19 protein-coding genes are annotated in these 26,513 nt (G+C 31.8%); all 19 read left to right on the forward strand.

Translation table 11 applies throughout. The annotated features are described in order from the left end of the window. The first annotated feature begins 461 nt into the window (after window positions 1–461). The 19 genes from L3J07_00520 to L3J07_00610 all read left to right on the forward strand — a co-directional run bounded on the left by L3J07_00520 (window position 462) and on the right by L3J07_00610 (window position 26,512). On the forward strand, window positions 462–1,643 hold the full coding sequence (locus L3J07_00520; GenBank protein MCF6276310.1) for an MSCRAMM family adhesin SdrC: 1,182 nt from the start codon (window positions 462–464) through the stop codon (window positions 1,641–1,643). Between the two features lie 434 nt (window positions 1,644–2,077). Then, window positions 2,078–3,511, forward strand: a complete 1,434-nt coding sequence (locus tag L3J07_00525) for an O-antigen ligase family protein (GenBank protein ID MCF6276311.1) — start codon at window positions 2,078–2,080, stop codon at window positions 3,509–3,511. Next, entirely contained in the window at window positions 3,508–4,581 is a 1,074-nt protein-coding gene (locus L3J07_00530) for a glycosyltransferase (GenBank protein ID MCF6276312.1), read from the forward strand. The genes L3J07_00525 and L3J07_00530 overlap by 4 nt, the downstream gene beginning before the upstream one ends. 413 nt (window positions 4,582–4,994) lie before the next feature. Continuing rightward, window positions 4,995–6,221, forward strand: coding sequence for a glycosyltransferase (locus L3J07_00535; protein ID MCF6276313.1), 1,227 nt, complete (start codon window positions 4,995–4,997; stop codon window positions 6,219–6,221). Between the two features lie 511 nt (window positions 6,222–6,732). Continuing rightward, on the forward strand, window positions 6,733–7,899 hold the full coding sequence (locus L3J07_00540) for a glycosyltransferase family 4 protein (GenBank protein ID MCF6276314.1): 1,167 nt from the start codon (window positions 6,733–6,735) through the stop codon (window positions 7,897–7,899). 679 nt (window positions 7,900–8,578) lie between these two features. Beyond that, window positions 8,579–9,142, forward strand: a complete 564-nt coding sequence (locus tag L3J07_00545) for an RNA polymerase sigma factor (protein MCF6276315.1) — start codon at window positions 8,579–8,581, stop codon at window positions 9,140–9,142. Between the two features lie 8 nt (window positions 9,143–9,150). After that, complete coding sequence (locus tag L3J07_00550; protein MCF6276316.1) at window positions 9,151–10,356, forward strand: DUF5667 domain-containing protein; 1,206 nt, start codon at window positions 9,151–9,153, stop codon at window positions 10,354–10,356. A gap of 347 nt (window positions 10,357–10,703) precedes the next feature. Continuing rightward, window positions 10,704–14,555 (forward strand): hypothetical protein, encoded by a 3,852-nt coding sequence (locus tag L3J07_00555; GenBank protein ID MCF6276317.1) that lies wholly within the window; start codon window positions 10,704–10,706, stop codon window positions 14,553–14,555. Window positions 14,556–14,719: 164 nt separating this feature from the next. Then, a complete protein-coding gene (locus L3J07_00560) occupies window positions 14,720–16,750 on the forward strand; it encodes an O-antigen ligase family protein (GenBank protein MCF6276318.1) in 2,031 nt (676 codons plus the stop codon). A 5-nt stretch (window positions 16,751–16,755) separates the two neighbouring features. Further along, on the forward strand, window positions 16,756–17,784 hold the full coding sequence (gene gmd / locus L3J07_00565; protein ID MCF6276319.1) for a GDP-mannose 4,6-dehydratase: 1,029 nt from the start codon (window positions 16,756–16,758) through the stop codon (window positions 17,782–17,784). Window positions 17,785–18,105: 321 nt separating this feature from the next. Beyond that, window positions 18,106–19,035, forward strand: a complete 930-nt coding sequence (locus L3J07_00570) for a GDP-L-fucose synthase (protein MCF6276320.1) — start codon at window positions 18,106–18,108, stop codon at window positions 19,033–19,035. A 563-nt stretch (window positions 19,036–19,598) separates the two neighbouring features. Continuing rightward, window positions 19,599–19,844 carry a helix-turn-helix domain-containing protein gene (locus L3J07_00575; GenBank protein ID MCF6276321.1) on the forward strand — a complete coding sequence of 82 codons (246 nt, stop codon included), beginning with the start codon at window positions 19,599–19,601 and terminating at the stop codon, window positions 19,842–19,844. Window positions 19,845–19,847: 3 nt separating this feature from the next. After that, the gene (locus L3J07_00580; GenBank protein ID MCF6276322.1) at window positions 19,848–21,158 is read left to right on the forward strand and encodes a flippase; all 1,311 of its coding nucleotides are present in this window, start codon (window positions 19,848–19,850) and stop codon (window positions 21,156–21,158) included. An 18-nt stretch (window positions 21,159–21,176) separates the two neighbouring features. Then, a complete protein-coding gene (locus L3J07_00585) occupies window positions 21,177–21,803 on the forward strand; it encodes a class I SAM-dependent methyltransferase (protein ID MCF6276323.1) in 627 nt (208 codons plus the stop codon). 6 nt (window positions 21,804–21,809) lie between these two features. Further along, a complete protein-coding gene (locus L3J07_00590) occupies window positions 21,810–22,613 on the forward strand; it encodes a LicD family protein (GenBank protein ID MCF6276324.1) in 804 nt (267 codons plus the stop codon). Then, the gene (locus L3J07_00595) at window positions 22,610–23,578 is read left to right on the forward strand and encodes a sugar transferase (GenBank protein MCF6276325.1); all 969 of its coding nucleotides are present in this window, start codon (window positions 22,610–22,612) and stop codon (window positions 23,576–23,578) included. The genes L3J07_00590 and L3J07_00595 overlap by 4 nt, the downstream gene beginning before the upstream one ends. A 6-nt stretch (window positions 23,579–23,584) precedes the next feature. Continuing rightward, the gene (locus tag L3J07_00600) at window positions 23,585–24,271 is read left to right on the forward strand and encodes a methyltransferase (GenBank protein ID MCF6276326.1); all 687 of its coding nucleotides are present in this window, start codon (window positions 23,585–23,587) and stop codon (window positions 24,269–24,271) included. Continuing rightward, complete coding sequence (locus L3J07_00605; GenBank protein ID MCF6276327.1) at window positions 24,250–25,254, forward strand: polysaccharide deacetylase family protein; 1,005 nt, start codon at window positions 24,250–24,252, stop codon at window positions 25,252–25,254. The genes L3J07_00600 and L3J07_00605 overlap by 22 nt, the downstream gene beginning before the upstream one ends. 25 nt (window positions 25,255–25,279) lie before the next feature. Continuing rightward, window positions 25,280–26,512 (forward strand): glycosyltransferase, encoded by a 1,233-nt coding sequence (locus L3J07_00610; protein ID MCF6276328.1) that lies wholly within the window; start codon window positions 25,280–25,282, stop codon window positions 26,510–26,512. Window position 26,513 lies beyond the last annotated feature (1 nt).

Consider the following 26,513-nt stretch of genomic DNA (forward strand, 5'->3'; position numbering starts at 1 on the left):
TGTGCCTAGGGCGTAGATTTAATTCTACGCCCTTTTTTTATACAAAATACAAAAATTTTCTATTCTGTCATTCCCGACCCAGATCGGGAATCCAGAGTTTACAAACCAGAATTATTTTATATAAAAATATATAAACTATAATAAATTACACTATTATTTAAACCCTAGATTTGGGGATGACAAAAATCCCACACGTCATCCTGAGCGAAGCCGAAGGATCTCGAAATAAAAACACTAGAACATAAAATATTCAAAGTTCTAATGATACATTCCCGAGATATTTCGACTCCGTTTCACTCCGCTCAATACGACGTGAACTTTTATTTTTAACTCCGTTTCACTCCGCTCAATACGACGGGAATAAAAACTTTTCACTTCTTTAAGACTTGACTTTTTATCTAAAATATGCGAATATAATCACAGTTTATGTTCTTTACAAAGAAGCATTTTAAGAGGTGAAAATGCGGAAAATCATTGGCTTGCTCGGTCTTATTTTTTTGATAGTTGGTTGTGGTAGTTTTGATCTGGAGGCACAGTGCCAGATAACTCAAAACAAAGAAACAAAAGAACCAGAAGTTGTATGTGGAGATGAAACTTTTGTAATTCCGTTTGAAGATGAGGGTGAAGTTGTTTGTATTTTCGATCTTGATTCTGCTGGAGAAGTTGTATTAGTTTGTGGGGATGAAACTTATAACATAAAAGGCGAAAAAGGTGATGAAGGACCAATGGGTCAGCCTGGAATAGATGGAATTTCCACAGAATGTACAAGAAGTATAAGTGAATTTAATCCAGATATGTGTTTTTTGACTTGTGAAGAGCAAGGAATTTCTGTGAGCTTTGTTTGTGGTATGGATGTAGACCAAGATTGGCTTTTAGGAGCTAATGATAATTGTCCGTTTGTTGCAAATTTTAGCCAAGCCGATTGGAATGATGACGGTATCGGTGACGCTTGTCAAGATTCTGATGGTGACGGTTGGTTAGACAGAAATGATAGCTGCAGAGAAGTTTACAATTTGATTCAGGATTATGACACAGATGAAGATGGAATTGTGGACGAGTGTGATAAAGATATTGATGGTGATGAAATAAAAAACGAACAAGATAATTGTCCACGAGTTGAAAATGAAAATCAAGAAGATTTTAACAATGATAATATTGGAGACCATTGTTCTGATATAGATGATGACGGTTTGTTTGATTTTTATGATAATTGCCCAAGAATACAAAATCCAGAACAAGAAGATTTTGATTATGATGGTTTTGGAGATGCTTGTGATATAGACTTTGACAATGATGGTTTTTTGAATACAGAAGACAACTGTATTTGGGATATGAATATAGATCAATCTGATTATGATGGGGATGGCGTCGGTGATATTTGTGATAATTGCTTGAACATTGTAAATGTGAGTCAATACGATGCAGATTTGGATGGGCTAGGAAATGCCTGTGATCCAGACGCAGACAACGATGGCTTTTTGAATGAATTTGATAATTGTACTTGGTTGCACAATCAATCACAAAAAAATTCAGATGGTGATGAATTTGGTGATATTTGTGACAACTGCCCATTTACGGACAATCCGTTTCAGTTTGATTCAAATGGGAATGGAATTGGAGATGCTTGCGATATTTATGGTTAATTTTATAACCGCTTTAGCTTAACTAAGGCGGTTTTTTTGTTTTACTATTCAATATTTTTAAAGATTCTGTTTTGTTATTCCCGCGCTAATCGGGAATCCAGAGTCTTCAAAATAGAACAGTGATACAAAATCTGGATCCCCAATCAAGTTGGGGATGATAAAAATCCCACACGTCATCCTGAGCGAAGCCGAAGGATCTCGGGAATATATCACCTTTCTATCACATCATCCTGAGCGACAGCCGAAGGATCTCGAGATAAAAACAACTAGAACGCAAATATTCAAAGTTCTAATGATACAATCACGAGATATTTTGACTCCGCTTCACTCCGCTCAATATGACCTGAACTTTTATTTTTAACTCCGTTTTACTATGATCAATATAACGCTTATTATGATTATTTATGGTATAATAAACATACTAAAAAATTACAATGAAATCGCCAAATTTCTTAGATTTTTTATATAAAAAAGGCAAGGTAAATTTCTTTGCTGTTTTTCTTGTTTTTATTTTACTATTTATACCTTTTACTCTACTTTTGGTTTTCTCTCCTATTGTGGTTGTTGCAATTGTGGCTAGTGTGTTAATAGGACTTTTTGTGGTTCGTTTAGATATTGGTATTTATTTGTTGGCTTTTTTTGCGTTTTTTCAAGGCTGGAGTATCAATTTTTCACAATATCATTGGGTAGATTCTTTTCCATTTTTAAACCAGTTAAATGCACCTGTTGTAGATTTTTTAGCTTTATTTTTATTGTTTAGTTTTCTTGTGGCATGGTCTTTCAAAATTATAAAACTAAAAGGAAGAAAAATTAAAGATAAATTTCCAGGGATTTTGTGGTACGGAGGTTTTATTCTTACAAGTTTGATTTCTATATTTTTTATTTATAATAATTTTTTTAGTATAGGTATAAAATATCTTGTTCGACCTATGGTGTTTGTATATTTGGCTTTTGTATTTTTACCATATCAGCTTATCCACAGCCGAAAGCTTATTTATAAAATTTTAAATATCTGGGTGTTTGTTGGCTTTTTAATCTCTTTGTTTGGTCTATCTTCTTTATTTATGGTTGATACTGCAGAATGGATTCGTGTTGTTCCTTATGCTTTTGGTGGGTTTGCTCCGCTTGGCTTCAATCATAATCTTTTGGCAGAACCTTTGGTTGTTATTTTTCCTATTGCGGTATTTTTCTATCTTGTAGATAAGTCAAAATCAAAGAAGTTTTTGTTGGGTATTGTTTCATTTTTAATGCTTATCACAATAATGCTTACACTTTCTCGCGCAGCATGGATTTCTTTGGGAGTTGAGTTGCTTGTATTGGCTTGGTTTACAAAAGATAGACTTGTAAGTAAGAAAGCATTATTATTAAAAACATTAACTATTTTAGTACTAGGAATTACTGTGGCTTATATGGGAGTATTTTTGTTTAAGTCTTCTATTGTTGAGAGTTCTACCACAGCTCGCGCCGAAGCAACAAATGTTGCAATATTTTACACATTTCGTAGCCCTTGGGTTGGTTATGGCCCAGGGATGTTTCAGTATGTTTTAGCGGATACTAAAATTTTGGTTTTTGAGTATGGTAGTCCACTGGACTCTCATGGATTTTTACAAAAGATTTTACTGGAAGAAGGTTTTGTTGGGTTATTCTTTTTCTTGGGTTTTTTATCTTGGGTTTTGTGGACACTTTGGCAAAGTCAAAAAAGAACTCATTTTTCCAGAAAAAGAAAACTATTGTATCAAGTTTTGTTTGTTTCTGTTTTGGGAATTATAATTTTTGAGTTGTTTAATACTTCTTATTTTAATGCTGTAATGTGGATGCCAATTGGTATTGCTTTGGCTTCTACTAGTAAATTATCTAAAATAGAATGAAAAAAATTCATATAGTACATATTATCCCAACTCTTTCATTCGGCGGTGCCGAGCGTTTTGTGGTTGATTTGGCAAACAATTATGATGAGAATAAATTTGAAACTACTATTATAGTTTTGAAAAATTATACCCCATTGAAAAAAGAGTTAAAAAGATCTGTGCGAGTTATAACAGTGAAAAAGAAAGGTAAGATAAGTTTTGGATTGTTTAAATTACTTAGAAAAAAATTAAAAATATTAAAACCAGATGTTATACATACGCATCTTTTTGGTGGGGATTTTTGGGGAAGAGTAGTTGCACACAAAATGGGAATTCCTGTGGTGACAACAGAACATAATATAAATACAGACGAATCATTTTTTAAGAAACGAATTAAAATTTTATTGAAAAACTATAGTGATGTTTACACAGCGCCGTCTAAAGCCGTTGTGGAATTTATGAAGAAGGAATATAAGTTGAAAAAACCTGTGCATAAAATTCGTCATGGAATAAAATTGGAGAGATTTGCAAAAATTAAACCTGCAAAGATTAAGAAAAATTTTAAACTACTTATCTTGGGTAGACTTGTGGAGCAGAAAGGTCATAAAAATGCACTTTCAGCTTTGGTAGGTCTGAAAGATTTTAAGTGGCACCTAACTATAGTAGGTGATGGAGAAAAAAAGAAAGAAATAATCTCTATGTCTAAAAAATTGGGAATTTTTGATAGAATAAGTATACAAAAACCAACAACAAATGTACCAGAACTTCTAAAGAATTTTAACATAATGATTATTCCTTCTAATTGGGAAGGTCTTGGAATAGTGGCTATGGAGGCAATGGCAAGTGGTCGAGTAGTAGTAGCATCTGCTACGGGAGGGTTGGTAGAGGTAGTAAGGAATATGGAAAATGGTCTTTTGTTTGAAAATGGTAGGTATGATGATTTGCGTTCAAGGCTTCATTGGCTATTTAGTCATCCGCATTCTGGTGAAGAGCTTGCAAAAAGTGCAAAGAATTTTGCATTACACCATTTTGGAGTGGAAGAAATGGTGAAAAAATACGAAGAAATATATTTATCTTTGGCTAGGAAATGATAAAAAATAACAGATCACCCACTTCGTTAGTTTGGTTTGAAACAGGACAAGAAAAATAAGAAATAATTATATTATTTTAAGCGGAATGGAGTATGGCGAAATGCCGTGCCTGCCTACAAACAGGGATTTCGGGGATATGTTATTTTTCCATCACGTCATCCTGAGCGAAGCCGAAGGATCTCGGGACAAAAACACCAGAACGCTGAATACTCAAAGTTCTAATGATACTTTCCCGAGATATTTCGACTCCGTTTCACTCCGCTCAATATGACGTGAGCTTTTATTTTTAACTCCACGAGGTAAAACTCAATATGACATATGTTATATTTTTTCACATTATTTCTCTTAATATAATGTTGATTGGTTTTATTTTTCAACTTCCAACCTTATAAACTTTATAACTTCTTAAAAATATGAAAATTGTACAAGTACACAAATATTATTGGCATAGAGATGGCGCATCAAATTATTCTTTGTATCTCACTGAATTGCTAGAAAAAGCTGGACATACTGTAATTCCTTTTTCTGTAGAAAATGAAAAAAATTTTAAAACTCCATATAGCAAATATTTTGTTTCAAATATGGAGCTTGGCGATCCTAGTAAGGTATCTTTTTTGGATAAAATAAAAGGTATTGTAAGAATTTTTTATTCTTTTGAGGCAAGGAGAAAAATGAAACAGTTGATAAAAGATGAAGAGCCAGATTTAATTCATTTGCATAATATTTATCATCATATTTCTCCATCGATCTTGGGGGTTATCAAAAAGCACAAAATTCCTGTTGTAATGACTTTGCACGATTATAAACTGCTTGTGCCAAACTATTCTATGTTTCATCACGGGGCTGTGCACGAGGAAGATGCAAAAGGATTTTATTTGAGCTGTATTAAAAATAGGTGTCAAAAAAATAGTCTTTCTCAGAGTATTATTTTGACTTTAGAAATGATTTTTCATCACAAAATAATGAGATATTACAAAAGATATGTGGATAAGTTTATTGCACCAAGTAAATTTATGAAAAAAAAGTGCATAGAATTTGGATGGAAAAAGGAAAAGTTTGTAAATCTGCCAAATCCTATAGATGTAGAAAGGTTTAATTTATCTAAAACTGACAGAGGTTATATAGCTTTTGTGGGAAGGGTTTCAGAGGAAAAAGGTGTTGGTTTTCTGATAGACACTGCTATTAAAAATACAGAAATAGATATAAAAATTATTGGCGATGGACCACAACTGGAAATTTTGCAAAATGCTGTAGAGCAAGAGGGTTTGAGAAATGTAGAGTTTACAGGTTTTCAAACAGGAAAAAAACTAGAAAGGCTAATTGGCGGTGCTAGGATTTTGGTAACTCCTTCTATTTGGTATGAGAATTATCCACTTAGTGTTTTGGAGGCAAAAGCAATGGGAAAAATTGTATTAGCTTCAAACATTGGCGGATTGCCAGAAATGGTTTCAAATTCTATGTTGTTTGAGCCAAGAAATTCAGAAGAAATGGCTTTAAAAATTAAGTATTGGTTCAACAAAAAAGAGGAGGAATTGTTAGATGTTGGACAAGAGCTTAGAAAAGAGGTTTTAAAAATAAACTCACCAGAAAAGCATCTGAAGCAGATTTTGGCTTTATATAAGGAGGTTAAAAGTCTGTAAAGTCCCTGCTCTTTTGTCATTCCTGGCTTGACCGGGAATCCAGAGTCTATAAAACAAAACAGTAATTCAAACCTTAAACCCTCTTTGTCACTCCCGATCCCGATCTGGAATCCAGAGTCTACAAACTAAAATTATTTTATATAAAAATACATAAACTATAATAAATTAAACTATTCTGTCATTCCTGGTCGAGGTGAGGATAACAAAAATCCCACACATCATCCTGAGGGGAATTTTCCATCACGTCATCCTGAGCGAAGCCGAAGGATCTCGAAATAAAAACACAAAAATAAAATAGTGAAACAAACACGAGATATTTCGACTCCACTTCGTTCTGCTCAATATGACGTGAACTTTTATTTTTAACTCCACGAGGTGAAGCTCAATATGACTTGTAGTTTTTTGTTATTCTTATTTTTACCTTGACAAAAGGGTTAAAATGTGGTATAATTTTACGATAAATAAAAAGTATAATTTGGCTAAAAATAAACAAATTTTAGACTAAAATAGTATGAAAATAGCATTTATTGGACAAAAAGGATTACCAGCAAAATATGGTGGAGTAGAAAGGCATGTGCATGAATTGGCAACACGCTTGGTTAAGTTTGACTTTAAGGTGATAGCTTACGCTAGAAAATGGTATACAAATGCTAAAAATGGTGAATTTGAAGGTATTTCTATAAAACACACTCCAACTGTTCGAACAAAACATTTGGATACTATTACCCACACTTTGTTTGCTACAATAGACGCAATTAGGTCAAAAAATGATATTATCCATTTTCATGGTGTTGGACCGTCATTACTTTCTTGGATTCCGCGTGTTTTTGCACCAAAAACCCTTGTAATTACTACTTTCCATTCTATGGACAGGAAGCAGATGAAATGGGGTATTTTCGCAAAACTTATACTTAGAATGGGAGAGTGGACTGCCATACATTTTGCACACAAAACTATTGTGGTTTCAGATGTGATGGCACATTATTTGAATTTGAAATATGATGTAAATTCAGTATGTCTTCCAAATGGTGTTCCAGATTTGAAAAAGAGTGAAAAATTTGAAACTCTAAAAAAATGGGGGATTAAAAAAGATGGGTATATTCTGGTGGTAGCAAGACTTATTCCAGATAAAGGAGTTCACAATCTTATTACAGCTTATCTGCAAGCAAAAAAAGAAAAAATAAATATTGTGACAGACAAAAAACTGGTAATTGTTGGAGCTGGTGCAAGCACAGACAAATATGTAAACAAACTTCACAAAATGGCTGAAGGCGAAAAAGATATTATTTTCACTGGAGTGCAAATTGATGAAAGTTTAAGAGAGTTGTTTTCAGGGGCTAGTGTACTAGTGAACCCTTCAAACAATGAAGGATTACCGATTACCGTTTTGGAGTCTATGAGTTATGGAATTTCAACTGTGGCTTCAGATATCCCAGCTCACAAACAGTTGATAAAAACTAAAGACTTTCTGTTTAAAACTGATAATGTAAACTCACTTATGAAAACTTTAACAAAAGTATTGTCTAAAAGTAAGGGTGAAATTAAAGAAGAAATTCATAGAAATAAAACAAGAGTTCAAAGAGACTATAACTGGGATACAATTGTGGATGAAACAATAAATGTGTATAAAAGTGAGTACACCAATATGAGAAAAATGAAATTAGTTAAAACAGCTTAATAAATTATTTTCAAAAACAAAAAAATAGCTTTAAAGCTATTTTTTTGTTTTTAAACTATTCTGTCATTCCTGGTCGAGGTCAGGATAACAAAAATCCCACACATCATCCTGAGGGGAATTTTCCATCACGTCATCCTGAGCGAAGCCGAAGGATCTCGAGATAGTATCACTTTCCCACACGTCATCCTGAGCGAAGCCGAAGGATCTCGTAATAATAAAAACACTAGAACACAAAATACTCAAAGTTCTAATGATACAATCCCAAGATATTTCGACTCCGTTTCACTCCGCTCAATATGACGTGAACTTTTTTTTCGACTCCACGAGGTGAAGCTCAATATGACGTGAATAAAAAAACGTCATCCTGAATAATCACACATCATGACGTGAATAAAAAAACGTCATTCTGAATAATCACACATCATCCCGAACGGTGCGAAGCGGAGCTTGAGGGATCTCGAAACAGTATCACTAAAATATAAAAACACATAAAGAAAAAATACCCTTGAGAATTTAAAACCACCGTGTTATACTTTCCACCATATACCAAAGAGGTCTAATATTTTTTGGTTGGACAACATTAAATTATTTTTTTATACTTAAAAATTAAAAGTTTTATCAAATTAGTTTGTAAAATAACTAAAAGTGTAACACTTTTGAATTTCAATCGTCTTCTCTTATGAGAGTGCAAATTACAGAAAAAATTTTATTATACAAAGTTGTCACAAAAGCAGATCCGGTTGCATACGGTAAACTTTATGATTTATATGTTGCAAAGATATATAGATTTATATTTTTGAAAGTAAGAACAAAAGAAGATGCAGAAGACATAACAAACGAAGTTTTTTTGAAAACTTGGGAGTATATTATAAAAAGAAAAAAGAATGTAGAAGTTATAAGAAGTTTTAGCGGATTGGTTTACAGAATAGCTAGAAACTCAATAGTAGATCATTATAGAAAAAAATCTAGAATAAATGAGAGTGCAAATTATCTAATGGAAGAGTTCCCAAATAATAGAGATAATCTTAGAGAGATTGAATTAAAGCAAGATATTGCACACACATTTAAATTGTTGAGAAAAATGAAACAAGAGTATCAAGAGGTTGTTTTACTTCGCTATACCGAAGAGCTTTCTATAAAGGAAATATCAGATATTCTTGGTAAAAGACCGACAGCAGTAAGAGTGACATTGCACAGAGCATTGAAAAAACTTAAACAGCTTGCAGAAAAATTGCCACATTAGTTAAATATATGAGCAAAGAACTTAAAGCAAAATTAAGAGGACTGAAGAATAGGAGTGGTCGAGTATCTCCAGATCAGGAATGGGTAGTTCAATCTAAAAAAGTTTTGTTGAGTAAAATCTCAAATAGTTCTTTTGGTGTGGATAAAAAAGTAGGATTAAGAAGGGTGAATAGTTTCATTGATCTTTTTGTACCCAAAGAATTTATATCGTACGCAAGGCCTGTGCTTGTTTCTTCGTTGGCATTTGTAATTGTAGTAGGCGGTTGGATAGTAGGAGTAAGCGCTTCACAAAACAGTTTACCAGGAGATGTAATGTGGGGTGTAAAATTGGCTGGTGAAAAAACAAGATTAGTAATGGCTTCTGTAAGTGGTTCAAAGGAAAAAGAAGTAGAGCTTTATCTGGAATTTGCATCCAAAAGAGCAGTAGAAATAAAAGAGGTAGTATCAAAAGAAGAGACTAGCGCCAGAGCAGAATCAATAACAACAGCTGTAGATTCACTTAAAAAATCAATTGAGTCTGCATCAAAAACTTTGGAAGATGTTGCAAAAGACGGCATAGAAGGTGTTCTTGAAATTGCAGAAAATACAGATAAAGCTGTAGAGGGTATTTTGGTAGATTTGGAAGAGAGTAGTCTAGTGGTTGCCTCAAACCAAATGGACGAAATAAGTAAAGTTGTGGCAGAGGTTGGTGCAAAATCAATGGAGGTTTTGGTAGAAAAAATATCAGGAGATACTATTGAAGAGGGTGTAAAAACAGAGCTTAAAGAGGTTGTAAAGGTTCATATTGAAAATCAGTTAATCAAGGTTGCAGAAGATTTTGAAGGTGTAAAAAATGCTGTGCAAGGTACTAGTAGTTTTGCTTCAAGTAGTACTGTCCTTGTTGATAATTACCATATTGTGTCTAGCACTTTAGATCTTGGAGTAGTAGAAAATGCAAAAGATGCAGAACAGCAAGTAGAAGACATTACAAAACAAATAGAAACAGCACTTGTAGAAACAAGAGACTTACTAGAAAGCGAAGATGTTGCGAGTGCATTTGAAAAAATGAAAGAAGTGGTAATAACACAAGATGAGATAAGTGCAGTTGTAGACGAAGCGGTAAAAATAAGTGAAGGTGTAGATTCTAATGATAAAGAAGGTGTTTTAGATTCTACCACAAGTACCATTATAATAAGTACAACCACAGAAGAAATTACACAAGAAGAAGTTATTTAGAGAAAAGCACAGAAGAAGACTACAATTATTTTGATTTTTACTAGTCAAAATAATTGTGTGCTTCTGCACATAAAAGAACGTATTAATGTTCTTACTGTAGGCAAATGGTTTTTCACTTTCTAAAAACTGTAAATAGTTTTTAGAAAAAGCTGTAAATAGCTTGTGGTGTTTGTTTAGTAAACACTAGTGGAAAACCGCCTGCCATACAGTAAGGGCGGTGTAAAACAAAGGTCGGTGGTCACAAGCCAGTTATACACCTAAAATTGTGAATTAACAGCTTATACTTTTGGACGGTTTGTTTTTAAAAACAGATTGCGTCAGAATATAGGTCAAAAAAATATTTATTTATGACAAACAAACTAAAAAAGGTTGGAAAAAAAGCCTTTAGTATGTCTGTAACTGTAATGACAATTGCTTGGAGCATTGGAGTTGCAGCTTTAGTTCCTGCAGGTGTTTCTGCTGCTACATGTCCTACATTGGCAGCTGGCGACCTTTTCAAGGTTGCAGACAACACAGCAGTGTACTTATTGAATTCAGACATGGAAAGAATGTACTTCCCAAATGGTGAAGTATACAAGACTTGGTACGCAGATTATTCTGGTATCAATGTTATCCCTAATACTTGTGTAGACGCATATCCTGCACCTACAGCTGCACCTTATGGTGTAAACTATAGACCAGGTTCTCGCTTGGTAAAGGTTCAAATCTCACCTAGCGTATATGTGGTTGAGCCAGGTAATACAAAATCAAAGATCGCAAGCGCAGCTATTGCTTCAGAGCTTTACGGAGCTGACTGGGCAACAAAAGTTCGTGATGTAGCAGATGTATTCTGGCCAAACTATGCAAATAGTGGTTCAGAAATTACAGAATCAGCTCTTCACAACGGAATGCTTGTAAAGAAAACAGGAGAAACTACTGTTTACCAAATGGTAGATGGAATGCTTTATATGGTTGACGGTGCAATGAGCGGCGCAACTAGTGGAGATGTTCAAGAAGTTAGTGCAACTGTATTTGATGCAGCTGCAATGGCAACTACAAATGTAACTCCTTCTAGCGTAGTAGAAGACCCAACTCAGGGTGCTACTACTGGTGGAAGTGGAACAGTTGTAACAGGAGGAGACTTAACAGTTTCTTTATCTGCCGATACTCCTGTTTCTGCTAGTGTTATTATTAACACTGACAATGTTGTATTTACAAAAGTAATGGTTTCTGCTGGTTCTGATGCAGATGCAATTATTAATGCAGTAAAGGTAGGTCGTTCTGGGCTTGGTGCCACAGGTGACTTTACCAATGTTACATTATATGATGGTTCTACAAAACTTGGAAGTACTAAGACAACTTGGGATTCTTCAGGTGAATTTATGACATATAATGTGTCTGGTGGTTGGACAATTCCAGCTGGAACATCTAAGGAGCTTACAATTGTGGCTAAAATAGACACTGCTGGAACATTTAATGCACTTGGTGTTGTAGATATGACACTTGGTAGTGGTACTGTTTCAGGAGTTCCTGTATATGGTAATGCTATGTCTGGTGTAAATGTATCTGTTGGTACTGTTACTATTACAAATTCTGCTTCTGCTGTCACAAAGAAAATTGGTACAACAGGTGTAATTGTGAGTAAATTTAAACTTGCAATAGGTAGTGTAGAAGATTCTGAATTTCAATCCATTACATTGAAAAATAAAGCAGCTTCAAGTAATGCTGCTGATGGAGATCTAAAGAATTTCTACTTATATCAAGGTACAACAGTTTTAGCTGGTCCTGTATCAATGGTAAGTGATAAAATTACTTTTGTTTTGGACACACCTTATTCTATTTTAAAGAATAAGAATGAAACATTTACTGTGAAAGCAGATGTTGTAAATGGTGATGGAAATACTGCAGAGTTTGTATTGGATACTACTAGTGATCTAAAGGTCGTTGGAAGTACATATAATACTCGTCTTACTGTAACTTCAACTAATTTTAATGCTGCTACAGAAGGAGCTATTATTACTATTGATGGTGCAGAGCTTAACATTTCTTTCACTTCAACTCTAAAAGATGTTGCAGATGATAGAACAGATGTTGAATTTGGTACTCTTACTTTGAGTGCTGGCTCTACAGATATGAAGATTACAACAATGATCTTTGGTATTTTTGAAGCAGACGGAGATGGTGATGCTACAAATAATAAAGATGTTGATAACTTCGAAATCGTATCTGTTGGTGGTGCTGCTTATAGTGGTGTAATGTCAGGTGGTGGAGACGGAGATGTGGATGGAGAGGTTTGGACTTTCTCAGACGAGGTTTATTTGAACGCTGGGGAAACTCTTGAATTCTCTGTTCGTGGAGATCTTCCAACTGGTATTGGTAGTGGTGATACTTACAAAGTAACATCTACAATTAATACAACAAACTGGGTTGCTGAAACAGTTCCTGCTGGAGATGCTGTTAGTAATTTCTCTGTAGGTTCTATTACTGGTAAAACAGTAACTGTAAAAGGAGCTACATTGACAATTAAAGCTTCACCAATGAATACTGGAACAGCTGTTATAAATGACACTGCTGTTGAAATATTTAACGGTACTCTTGAGGCTACATCTGGAGAGGTAAGAATTTCACAGCTTAAGTTTGAGGGTGGAAATAGTGCGGCAAGTAATACATCAACTGTTGAGGATAATTTGGACAAGGCTAACTGGTCTGATTTAGCACTTTATGTGGATGGTGTATTTCAACAAAATGTTACAAATTCTGGTCTAACAACTGGATATGTAGATTTTGATACTATAGATGTATTGGTAGTTCCTGGAACTTCTCGTACTTTCTCAGTAAAAGGTACCGTTTCTTCAGCACTTGATGCATCAAACAGAACAGTTCATGCTCAACTTAGTGTAATAACAGCAAAAGATGCTGATAATGATGATGCTACAGTACAAGATTCAAGTGGTACAGCAATTTCAACAACCGATCAACTTGAAACAACACGCACTCTTACTTTGAAAGAAAAAGGAAATCTTTATGTTCAATTGCGTAACAACGACGCTGGAATTAATAAAGATCGTGTAGTTGTTGCTGGTACAGATCTATGGGCTGGTAAATTGAGATTAAGAGCAGAATATGAAGATGTTTTGTTGAAAGATCTTAAATTGACTAACTCTAATTCTGGAACAGAAGATGAGGTTGAGTCAGTGTGTTTGTACAAAGAGAAGTCTAATGTTTCAGCAAATCTTGTAGGATGTACAACAGTTGATACAAGCGACATTGCTTTCTTTAATGGTGTTAATGAAGTGATTCCTCAAGGAACTCATGATTGGTGGATTTATGTAAATACCAATGAAATGGGTAATGGTGCTACACAAACATCAGATTCACAGAACGCTGCTGGCGAAGCTATCCAGTACAAGATCGTAACAACTACTGGACACTTGACAGCTGAAGGTGTGGATTCTGGAGAGGCATTTACTTATGGTAATTTAGATAGTACAGCTGGAACTTCTGACGGAGTTGCTGCAGGTGAAATCGTATTCGACCTAGATTTGGATGGTTTCTACGATGAAGCTGCTGATGATGGCGGAACAGCTGAGACAAAAGATTACTATGTTGCTGGTACAAAGATTACAAAAGTAGAATTTGTAACTGCTATGGATGGTGAATCTGTCGCTACAGGTATCACAGGTACAGGAGTAACTACTCTTGCTATCCTAGCTGTAACTGTTTCAGATAGTAATAATACTGACACAGATGGTAATAGTTTGAAGCTAGCAGTAGATAGTCTATTGTTTGATATCTCTAAATTCAATGGTGTGGCTGTTACAACTGGTACAATTGAGCGTATCAATGGTGTGACAGGTGCAGTAACATTTACTGTTGCCACAGCTAGTTCTACTGGAAGTGGAGCAAGTGATGTTGGTGGAGATTGGACATTATCAGCTGCTACAACAACTTTGGGTAACGATGCTTTGATTGATCAAGGTGCAACTGCTTACTTTGTTGTAAAAGCAAACATTACAGCTTTAAGTACAACAACCAATGAAACTAACTGGATCCAAGTTGGTTTGGATGACTTAAAGGGTAGCGATGGTGATGCAAACAATAATATTGATTGGTTCGATGGTTATGACACAACATATACAATTGCTAATAACTATGATTTCTTATACTTAGATACTGAAAGTATTGATGGTACAAGAATCTCAGCTCCAAAGAATAGCTAGTTTTTCATATAAAATATGTTAAATTAGAATTCTATTGTGTAATTTACACATAGAAACAAAAAACTCGCATTCGTGCGAGTTTTTTGTTTGCCTTGCTTAAAATGAACAAAAAGACTATAATTACGATGTTTAAAATAATTATTAGTAGATTGATTAAATTTTTTATGAGAAAAAATATAGAGCAGTTTTTAAAACTTTTAATACTTTTATCTTTTTTTGTCCCATTAGTTTTAATGTCGTCTAGCTTTATCTTTCCTTTTATAGTACCTAAGATTGTTATTTTCAGAAGTATTGTGTTGTTGATGTTTGGGTCTTATTTGGCTTTACTATTTAGTAATTGGCATAGATATAAACCAAAATTAACAGCAATAAATATTGCAGTATTTTTATTTTTTCTAAGTTTTACAATTTCTACTTTTGTGGGAGTAGATCCTTATAAAAGTTTTTGGGATAATCACGAGAGAATGCTTGGGTTGTTTACTGTTGGGCATTATGTTATTTATTATTTTATTATATCTTCTGTTTTCAAAGATTGGTTAGATTGGAAATTATTTTTAAGATTATTTTTGGGTGCAGGATTGTTGGTAATGTTTATAGGTTTTATACAAAAATATCTAAATGTAAATTTTTTATTGAATGGTGGTAGCGGTAGGGTCTCTGCAACTCTTGGAAACGCTATTTATTTTAGTGCTTATGGAATGTTTTTATTTTTTATAGGTTATTTGCTAATGATAAAAGAAAAGACAAATAATTTTTGGAGATATTTTGCGATTGTTGGAATGTTGTTTGGTTTTGGCGGTGTTTTTTGGGGTGGTACAAGAAGTGCATTTTTAGGGCTTACTGTTGGTTTGTTTGTTATGGTTCTTGTTTATTTACTTTTTTTAAAAAAACACAAAAAAATTCGTTTAAGACTTTCAGCATTAGTTATTTTTGGAGTGTTAGTTTTATCTAGTTTGTTTTTCTTTAGACAGACAGATTTCGTAAAAAATATACCTGCAGTTGGAAGGCTTATGAATGTAAGTTTAACCGGTGGTACAGCAGACACAAGAATAATGGCTTGGGGTATAGCTTATGAAAGTTGGAAAGATAAGCCTATTTTTGGCTGGGGTCCAAATAATTATTTTTATGCTTTCAATAAGTATTATAATCCAAACTTCTTAGATTATGGTTTTGGAGAAACTTGGTTTGATAATGCACACAATATTTTGATGAATACTTTGGCAGTTCAAGGAGCTTTTGGAATTTTAACCTATCTTTCTTTGTTCATTGTATCAATTATTGTACTTTTTAGAGCTTATAAAAAAGGTGATATAGATATACATTTTTTTGCTGTCGGTACTGCATTTTTAATAGGGCATTTGGTCAATAATGTGTTTGTATTTGAAAATCCAACCTCATATTTATATTTCTTTTTCTTTTTGGCTCTTTTGAGTGCTAATTCTGAAAATAAAAATGTCGCTGAAAATAATAAATTAAATAACGATATATCTGTAGGATTGGTAGTATTAGTATTTTCTTTTATATTTATTATCTTATACGCAACAAATATAAATCCTGCAAAAGCAAATAAGGCAACTTTAACAGCTATAAAATCAATTCACAATGGGGATAATCCGGCATTGCAATATCAAAATGCAATTAAAATACCATCACCACATATAGATGATATTAGAGCTGATTTTTCAAGAGCAGTTGTGGACAAACTAGGAGAATATATAAAAGCAAATAGGCAAGAAGAGGTGAATGAACTATACAATTTGGTATACGAAGAATTGTCAAAAAACTTAGAATTACATCCGTTAGATATTCGGGTTCATTTGCAGTTGGCAAACATGACAAAACAATATATGAATCCAGAAAATAAACAAGCATTTGAAAATGTGGAATTGCTTTTGGAGGATGCACTTTCAAAATCTCCAAAAAGACAACAAGTTCAATATGTGTTGGCAGAGATAAAAATTGTTCTTGGTAAAGATGAGGAGGCTGAACAGGTTTTAATCGATAGTTTGGAGAACAATCCTAAAATAGAAGTAGGATTACTTCGTTTAATTGCTTTGGAGCAGGAAATGGGTAAGTTTGAAGAGGGTTTGAAACATTTAAATTATGCATTGGATAATGGAATAGTCTTAAATGAAAATGCAGAGGTGTATTTAAATAGTTTTTACCCAGATTTTGACTTTAATAAAAATGAATAAGTAGTATGAAAAAAGCATTGATTACAGGAATTACAGGACAAGACGGATCTTATTTGGCAGAATTTCTTTTGGAAAAAGGATATGAAGTTCATGGAATTATTCGCAGGTCGAGCAGTTTTAATACTGGACGATTGAACCATATTTATAAAGATCCACACGATAAAGGTGTAAAATTATTTTTACATTATGGAGATTTGTTGGATGCTAGTAATATAAATAAGATTTTAAACAAGGTTAAACCAGATGAAGTTTATAATTTGGGAGCGCAAAGTCATGTAAGAGTTAGTTTTGATCTGCCAATTTATACAGGTGATGCAGACGGGTTAGGAACATTGAGATTGCTTGAAGCTATTAAAAATAGTGGTTTAAATATTAAATTTTATCAGGCCGGATCTTCTGAAATGTATGGAAAGGTAAAAGAAGTGCCACAAAGTGAAAAAACAGCTTTTTATCCAAGAAGCCCTTATGGTTGTGCAAAAGTTTATGCACATTGGTTGGTTGTAAATTATCGCGAAAGCTATGATATTTTTGCATGTAATGGTATTTTGTTTAATCATGAATCTCCAAGAAGAGGTGGAACTTTTGTGACAAAGAAAATTGTAGATGGTTTAGTTGCAATTAAAAAAGGAGAGCAGGATAAGTTGTATTTGGGAAATTTAAATGCAAAAAGAGATTGGGGATATTCAAAGGATTATGTTCGTGCAATGTGGATGATGTTGCAACAAGAAAAACCGAATGATTATGTGATAGCAACTGGCGAAACACATAGTGTAAGAGAGTTTGCTGAAAAAACAGCACAGTTGTTGAATATGGAAATTGAGTGGAGAGGTGAAGGTTTGCAAGAAATAGGTATAGATAAAAAAACAGGTAAAACTATAATTGAAATAGATGAAAAGTATTTCAGACCAGCAGAAGTAGACTTGCTTTTGGGTGATTCTAGTAAGGCAAAAAAAGAGTTGGGTTGGGAGCCAGAAGTGAAATTTGATGATTTGATAAAAATAATGGTTGAGGAGAGGCTTGAGAGTGGTTTATAAAATAAGAAAGTAAAAAGTTTATAAAGTTAAAAGTCACTCCCTTACTTATTCGTTCCGTTCGGGATGACCTACAAAAACCACGTCATCCTGAGCGAAATGAAGTCGAATGGATCTCGGGTTAAAATCACTATAACTTTAAATATTCATAGTTCTGGTGATATTGTTCGAGATATTTTGACTCCGTTTCACTTCGCTCAATATGACGTGTGTGTTTCGTTCCATTTAGGATGACAGTTCTAATCAACGTTTAATTATTTAAAGTTCCTGGATTCTTAGTCAAGCCGAGAACAACTTTATAAACTTCCCCAAATCCCTAATTTTATGGAAAAATCTTCAAAAATTTATATCGCAGGACATAAAGGAATGGTAGGCTCTGCAATTGTAAGAAATTTAAAATCAAAAGGTTATAATAATCTTATTTTTAGTACTAGCTCAGAATTAGATTTAAGAGATAAAAAGGCAGTGGAAAGTTTTTTTCAAAAAGAAAAGCCAGAGTATGTTTTTATGGCTGCGGCAAAAGTTGGTGGAATATTGGCAAACCAAGAAAATAAAGCAGATTTTTTCTATGACAATATGTCGATAGAAATGAATATAATCCACAGTTCACATTTAAATGGGGTAAAAAAAATACTGTTTTTAGGAAGTAGTTGTATTTATCCAAAATTTGCGGAGCAACCTATAAAAGAAGAATATTTAATGACTGGTAAACTTGAAGAAACTAACAATGCTTACGCGGTTGCAAAGATTGCAGGAATTCAAATGTGTAAATCTTATTATGAGCAGTATGGTTTGAAGTATATTGCTGTTATGCCGTGTAATTTGTTTGGTCCTGGAGATAACTTTGATTTGAACACCTCTCATGTCCTTCCTTCGCTACTTCGTAAGGTTGTAGAAGCAAAAGAGCACGGCGATAAAGAAATTACAATGTGGGGTACTGGAGAGCCGATGAGAGAGTTTTTATATATAGATGATGTCGGTGAAGCTTGTGTTTTCTTGATGGAAAGTGGTGTTGAAAATGAATTGTTAAATTTGGGAATGGGTGAGGATATAAAAATAAAAGATTTATTAAAATTAATTTGTGAAATTGTTGGTTTTGGTGGGGAAATTAAAAATGACTTGTCAAAACCAGATGGAACACCTAAAAAACTTTTGGATGTTAGTAAACTTCACTCACTCGGATGGAAACATAAAGTTTCATTAAGAGAAGGAATTGGGAATTTACATAAATGGTATTTGGAAGATAGAAAATAAAAATTACTAATATAAAAATAAAAAAGTTAAGCTAAACTAAGCTGACTTCTTATTTCTGCATATCCGCGGATAATTTTTTATAGAACCTTACTGACACTTGTTGACACCTTCTGATACTTGTTGTTATACTAAACACAGAGTACGCCATATTGAGTAACAGCCGAAGGATCTCGAAACAATATCACCTTTTTTATCACGTCATCCTGAGCGATAGCCGAAGGATCTCGTGAAAGTATCACCCCTCTCTCACGTCATCCTGAGCGATAGCCGAAGGATCTCGTGAAAGTATTATAAATTATAAATAGTGATACTGCACTGGGATATTTCGACTCCGTTTCACTCCGCTCAATATGACGTGAGCTTTAATTTCCGACTCTACTCCGTTCCGCGCAATATGACATGGAATAAAAAAACGTCATCCTGAGCGATAGCCGAAGGATCTCGGGACAATATTACCTTTTTATCACGTCATCCTGAGCGATAGCCGAAGGATCTCGTGTTTAAATAACAACTTCCTAAAACTTTGTAAACTTTCAACTTTAAGAACTTTATAAACCATCTCTATGCCTGAAATAAATCCTAATGAAGTTTATACAACCTCAGAAACGGAAAAACTCCTTAAGATTAGTAAGAGTACTGTAAAAAGACTTTTGAAAAATGGTTTGCTTAAGGCAAATAAAATAGGCGGTCAATATAGAATTTTGGGGCATGAAATTTTAAGGGTTTTGTCTCCTGATGTAGATGAAAAAGCAACAGTAGTTTATCAGAAGGTTAAGACAAAAGTTAGGAATAAAACTAAAGAGTGGTAGTTTATGATTGATATTTTATTTTTAAAATTAAATAATATTGTTCCAGAAAAATGGAAATGGGTTTTGGAACATGTTGGTTTCAAGAAATATTTTAAAAATACAAGTTGGATGTTTTTTGGACAGATGTTTCGTATGGGAATAGCATTTTTTATGGGTGCTTGGATTGCTAGATATCTTGGCCCAAAAAATTATGGAATTTTAAATTATAGTTTTGCTTTTGTTGGTCTTTTTACTTTTATTACTACACTTGGTATTAGTAATATATTATCTCGTGATTTAGTTAAATATCCTGAAAAAAGAAATAAATTAATGGGCACTAGTTTCATAATACAAACTTTGGGTGGACTATTAGCTTTTGTGCTTGTTGTTATTTCTGTAGTTATATTCGAACAATCTATTTTTAACCGTATACTTATAATTTTGTATGCATCCAATTTTCTTTGGGGGGCGTTTGGAATTATTTCTATATTTTTTCAATCTACTGTTCAAGCAGAAAAAAATGTAAAAATATCTATGATTGGTATGTTTGCGTCATTAATACTAAAAGTTTTATTTATTATTTTTGGTTTAAACTTAATTTGGTTGATATTAATATTTATTTTTGAATCTTTAATTAATGTAATTTTAAGTGTTGTTATTTATAGAAAAAGTGGTCATTTTTTTGTAGATTGGAAATTCGACATGCAATATGCAAAAAAACTTTTATCCAGTGGTTGGATGTTAATGTTGGCCGCTGCCGCTAGTTATATTTTTACAAGAGTTGATCAGGTTATGGTAAGGAATTTTTTGGATGAGTCTTCTGTCGGTTTATATGCATCTGCAGTAAGGTTGGTAGAAATCTGGTACTTTGTTCCAGGTATTATATGTAGTTCTTTGTTTCCAGCAATAGTTAACGCATACAAAAATAATAAAGTACAGTATTATAACCGCCTAAAAAAATTATACATATTATTAGCAGTGTCAGCCATTTTAATTGCAATACCTTTAACATTTTTTGCATCGTTTATAATAAATTTATTATTTGGCAATGCTTATCAAGAAGCTGTAGGAATTTTAAAAATATATGTTTGGTCGGGTGTAGGACTGTTTGTTTTGTGGGGGATACAGCAACACCTTCTAATTGGAAATAGGTTGAGTACAATTTTTTATATATATTTAGTTTTGATGATTTTGAATATAAGTCTTAATTTTATATTTATTCCGTATTTTGGTTTATTGGGGGCTGCGTGGGCTACCTTTATTTCTTATTCATTGGGTCCTTTTATAGCATTAATTCTATTTAAAAATAATCTTAAAAAATTTACAAGTTTTTAAGTTAAATAAAAAAATTTTATGGACACAAAATATTGGGAAAATATATACAAAAATGGAAGTATAATTAAAAAGCCTTCTTTGTTTGCTAAGTTTGTATTAAATAAGCATATAAAGGATAACGCATCTTTAATAGAATTAGGTTGTGGTAATGGAAGAGATGCTATTTTTTTTGCTTCTAATAATATAAATGTGCTTGCTGTTGATCAGTGTAAAAATAAAATTTCAGAATTAAATAGTAATAAGTATAAAAATTTAATTTTTAAAGCCGGTGATTTTACCAAATTAAATAAATTTGGAACATTTGATAATATTTATTCTCGTTTTACATTACATTCAATTACAGAAAAAGAAGAAAATAACTTATTTTTATTTGTAAATTCGTGTTTAAATAAAGATGGAAAAATATTTATTGAAGTGAGGGGGGAGAAAAATGGATTGTTTAAAGTTGGTAAACCTGTTATTGGCGAGATAAATGCATTTATTTATAATGGTCATTTTAGAAGGTTTCTTAATATTAATAATATTTGTAAAAAGTTGGAAAGTATAAAATTAAGAATTATATCAGCAGAAGAAAAGACTGGATTTGCTCCTTTAGAGAATGAAGATTTCTTTTTTATAAGAATTGTTGCTCAAAAGAATAGCTAAAATATTATGATTAACGAAGAAATAAAAAAACAAACTAGAAAGATTCAATTACGTTTATTAAATGAATTTCAAAAAATATGCGAAAAAAATAAATTTAAGTTTTGGCTTGATTTTGGAACTTTGTTAGGTGCAGTTCGTCATAATGGATTCATTCCTTGGGATGATGACATAGATGTCTCTATGCCAATAGAAGATTATAAAAAATTTTTAGAAATAGCTGAAAAGGAGTTACCAAAAGATATTTTTTTGCAAACTCCCAAAACTGATAAATCATATAAACAGTATTTTACAAAGTTAAGAGACACTGGTTCTACTTTTTTAGAACACCATGAAAATAAAGAACATCAGCAAAAATATCCATATCATAAGGGGATATTTATAGACATATTTCCTTCTGTAGCCTATCCAAAAATGCCTAAGTTATTTAGAAAAATAATGTTTCGGACAACTGTTCGGTCTAGATATAATGCTGTTGTGCTATCAAAAAATAGGTGGCTTAATTATCCAATATATTTTTTTTGTAAAAGTGTTTGGTTTTTAGCCTCTTTTTTTAAAAAGACAGCACTTGGGAGAACACCGGAAGATAATGGATATATGTGTACAACACATATATCTTATATTTTTCCTTTAAAAAAAGTAGAATTTGAAGGTAAGTTCTATTTTGCGCCTAACAATCCAAATAAACACTTATCTCAAATGTATCGTAATCACACAACACCTACACCAATAGAAAAACGTATTCCGCACGCTAATATTATTTTACCAGACACGCCATGTAATCATCCTAAAGCATTCAAAAGAATTGTATGAACAATAAAGAGTATAATAAAATAGCACCTGTAGCACTTTTTGTATATAATAGGCTTAAAAATACAAAGGAGGTATTAGAGGCTTTACAGAAAAATTATTTAGCAAAAAAAACAGATCTTTTTATTTTTTCTGATTTTTATAAAACTGAAAGCCACAAAAAAGATGTTTTAAATGTAAGAAAATATATAAAAAATATAAGAGGTTTTAAAACTGTAAATATTATTGAAAGAAGAGAAAATTATTATATTGAGAAAAATATAATAGAGGGTGTAACTGAAATTGTAAATAGGTTTGGAAAAATTATTGTTTTAGAGGATGATGGTGTTACAGCTAGGAATTTTCTAACATTTATGAATGGTGCACTTGATTTTTATGAAAAAGAAGATCAAATTATGCATGTCGCTACATTTACATTTATAAAAATGCCAAATGAATATAAAAAAACTTTTTTTTGGCGTTATACAGAAAATACTGGTGGAGGTTGGGGAACATGGAAAAATAGCTGGGATAAGTTTGAACAGTTTTTCTCAGAAGAAAAAGCTCTGTCTGCACTGTCTCTAAATCAAAAAAATAGAATACAACTAAATGGTTCTTTTAAATGTCTTACCACTTTAAAATTAAACCCAATACCTTGGGATATTTGTTGGTATATTGCACTTATCAGAAACAATGGTTTATCTGTAAATTCCCCACACGCACTTATTAAAAATAACGGATTATTTAACGGGACTCATTTTACTATAATTAATCGACTACTTGGAAAAAGTCCTTTTGAAGTTGAATTAGATAAAAATGAAGAAATTATTTTTGATGATCATATTGTAGAAAATAAGAATGCTATAAAATTATTGAAAGTATTTTATGAGAAAATGGAAAAAAGAAAAAGAGCTATTATTTTGAATAAGTTTATTCGTATTTTGGTTGTGTTAAAGATCACAAAATTATTAAAGAAATTTTTTAAATAAGTGTATATGTTAAAAAAGCTGTTTAATATTTATCGTTTTTTATTTCCAAAGTCAAAAGTTATATTTAATGACTTACAAAGAATATATCCAATAAGTACCATGTTTGGTTTTGATCGCGGAACACCTATTGATAGATATTATATTGAGAATTTTTTATCAGCTAATTCCAAATTTATTACAGGTAAAGTGTTGGAAATTGGTGATAATATATATACTTTAAAGTACGGTAATAAAAATGTGAAAAGTGAGGTGTTGGGATTTGATAAAACATCTCCAAATGTAACTATAATTGGTGATCTAACAAAAATGGAAACACTGCCTAATAAAGAAATTGATTGTTTTATCTGTACTCAGACTTACAATTTTATTTATGATGTAAAAAAAGCTATAAAAGGTAGTTATTATATCTTAAAAGAAAAAGGTACTTTGTTAGGTACGGTGTCTGGTATTTCTCAGATTTCACGATATGATATGGATAAATGGGGTGATTATTGGCGTTTTACAGATAAATCTATTCGAATTCTTTTGGAAGAAGCAGGTTTTAAAAATATTAATGTATATCCAATGGGAAATGTATTAGCGTCCATAGCTTTTTTACAAGGTGTTGTGATAGAGGATATGCCTAAAAAACAATTATTAAATAAACATGATAAAGATTATCAGTTAACAATATGTTTTACCGCAATAAAATAGAGCAAGTTTTTAAAAATATTTTAACATCTGGTATTTCTCAAAAAATATTTAGTTTTTCAGATGGAAGTATAGCAACAATTTTAATGTTGCATAGAGTAGATAATATTGACACTTGCCGTTTTTTGTGTAATGAGCACTTAAAAATTTCTGAAGTTTTTTTAGAAAATTTAATTTTAGACTTTAAGAAAAAAGGTTTTATTTTTGTAAGTATTGATGAATTATTTAATAATTTAAATAAAAATGCAAATAATAAAAAGATGGTTGTTATTACTTTGGACGATGGTTATAAAGATAATATTACAAAAGGTTTGCCGGTATTTAAAAAACATAACGTGCCATTTGTTGTGTATGTGACTACTGGAATGGTCGAACATGAGTTTATCTATTGGTGGTATCTACTTGAAGATTTAATTTCTCAAAATAATAGTATTATTTTGAGCGATGGTAGTGTTTATAATTGCAAAAGTAAAAAAGATAAAGAAGCTACTTTTATGAGGATACGTCAAAAAATTATGTCTATAAATCCTAAAAATTTTTCAGAAATTTTTACTAAATTATTTTCGAATTATAAAATTGACCTTTACAAGTATAATGATATTTTACCAATGTCTTGGGAAGACGTGAGATTATTGGTGGATGAGCCACTTGCAACAGTAGGCTCACATACACATTCACATATAAATTTTAAATTTTTTAATGAACTCGAGATAGTTAGTGATATAAAAAAGGCTAATATTTTATTTAAACAAAAAGTAAATTTTAAACCTAATCATTTTTGTTATCCTTATGGAGACAATTTGAGTCCTAGAGATGAAAGAATTGTTAAATCTTTGGGTTTTAAAACTGCAGTCACAGCAAGTGTTGGTAATATTTATTCAAATTATAAAGATAAGTTGTTTTCATTACCTCGCATATTTGTTGCAGAAAATGCAAATCCTAATATTTTTAAACATATGACTTGGTTGAAATATAAAAATAAATAATTTTAGTATTTATATTCTTAATATTATGTATAAAAAACTATCTATAATAATGCCGTGTTATAATTGTGAGTCTACGATTGAAGAAGCCGTAAACTCTATTTATAAGCAAGATTTACAAATACCGTTTGAGGTGGTTATGGTAAATGATGGGTCAACTGATAATACAGAAAAAATTATAAATAATTTAGTTATTAGGTTTAGTGAAATAAAACGTATTATCCATAAGCAAAATAGAGGTGGTGGAGCAACAAGAAATACAGCTGTAAAAAATTCAGACGGAGACTTAATTTTTTGTTTAGATAGTGACGATATTTTACCAAAAAATATGCTCTATAAAATGGTGGAATGTATAAGTAAAAAAAAAGTTGATGGAGTTGTTTTTCACGAAGCCAGATTTTTTAAAGGTTTAAATAAAAATAAAACTAGTAGTAGTTTTAACAATATAAATAATAGAAATTTTGAAGTAAAAGACTTGTTTAATGAGAATAACGGATCTTTGACATTGGTTAATTTTTTATATACTAAAAAAGCTTTTGATATTGCTGGTGGTTATCCGGAAAATCATAATATGGACACCCAAGCTTTTGGATTTCGCTTTATTACTAAGGGTTTAAAAGCTTGTGTTTGTCCGGATACTTATTATTTTCATAGACAAGCTAATAAAAAATCATATTTTGAAAGAATGTATGAGTCAGGTGAATTCTCATTAAACTTTTATTATATATATGAAGAAATATTATATCTTTTTTCCAGAGAAGATGTAAAAAATATTATTAAGTATAATGTTTTTAAAAATTCTAAATTAGGAGAAAAAAATTTAAAAGTTGAATTGGATCTGAAATATTTGAAAAAAAAAGATAGTTTGTTTATATCTAATTACAAAAATTATGTTATTAAAGATGGTTTTGATAAATATATAAAAGAAACGCCAGAATGTGAGGAATTTTATAATAAATTTATTAGGGCTGTTTATTTTTATAAAAAACATGAGTTTAATAAGGCATTAGATTTATTTATAGAATCGTTAAATTTTGACACTTTCAATAAATTAGTGTACTTTAACATAATACGTTGCGTCGTCGCCCTGTCTGGTGTAAATAGAAATTTAATTGAAAAAGAGTCTGTAAAAATAACTGAATTACTAGCTTTAAAAAAACAAAAGATAAATTTAAATCCAAATTTTATTAAAAAAATATTAATTTTTTTATGGAAATTTGTTAAAAAATATAAAAAAGTTTTTAATAATAGGATAAAATAAA

The sequence above is a fragment of the Candidatus Magasanikbacteria bacterium genome (assembly GCA_021648085.1).
Classification (GTDB): Bacteria; Patescibacteriota; Patescibacteriia; order Magasanikbacterales; family UBA922; genus JAKITS01.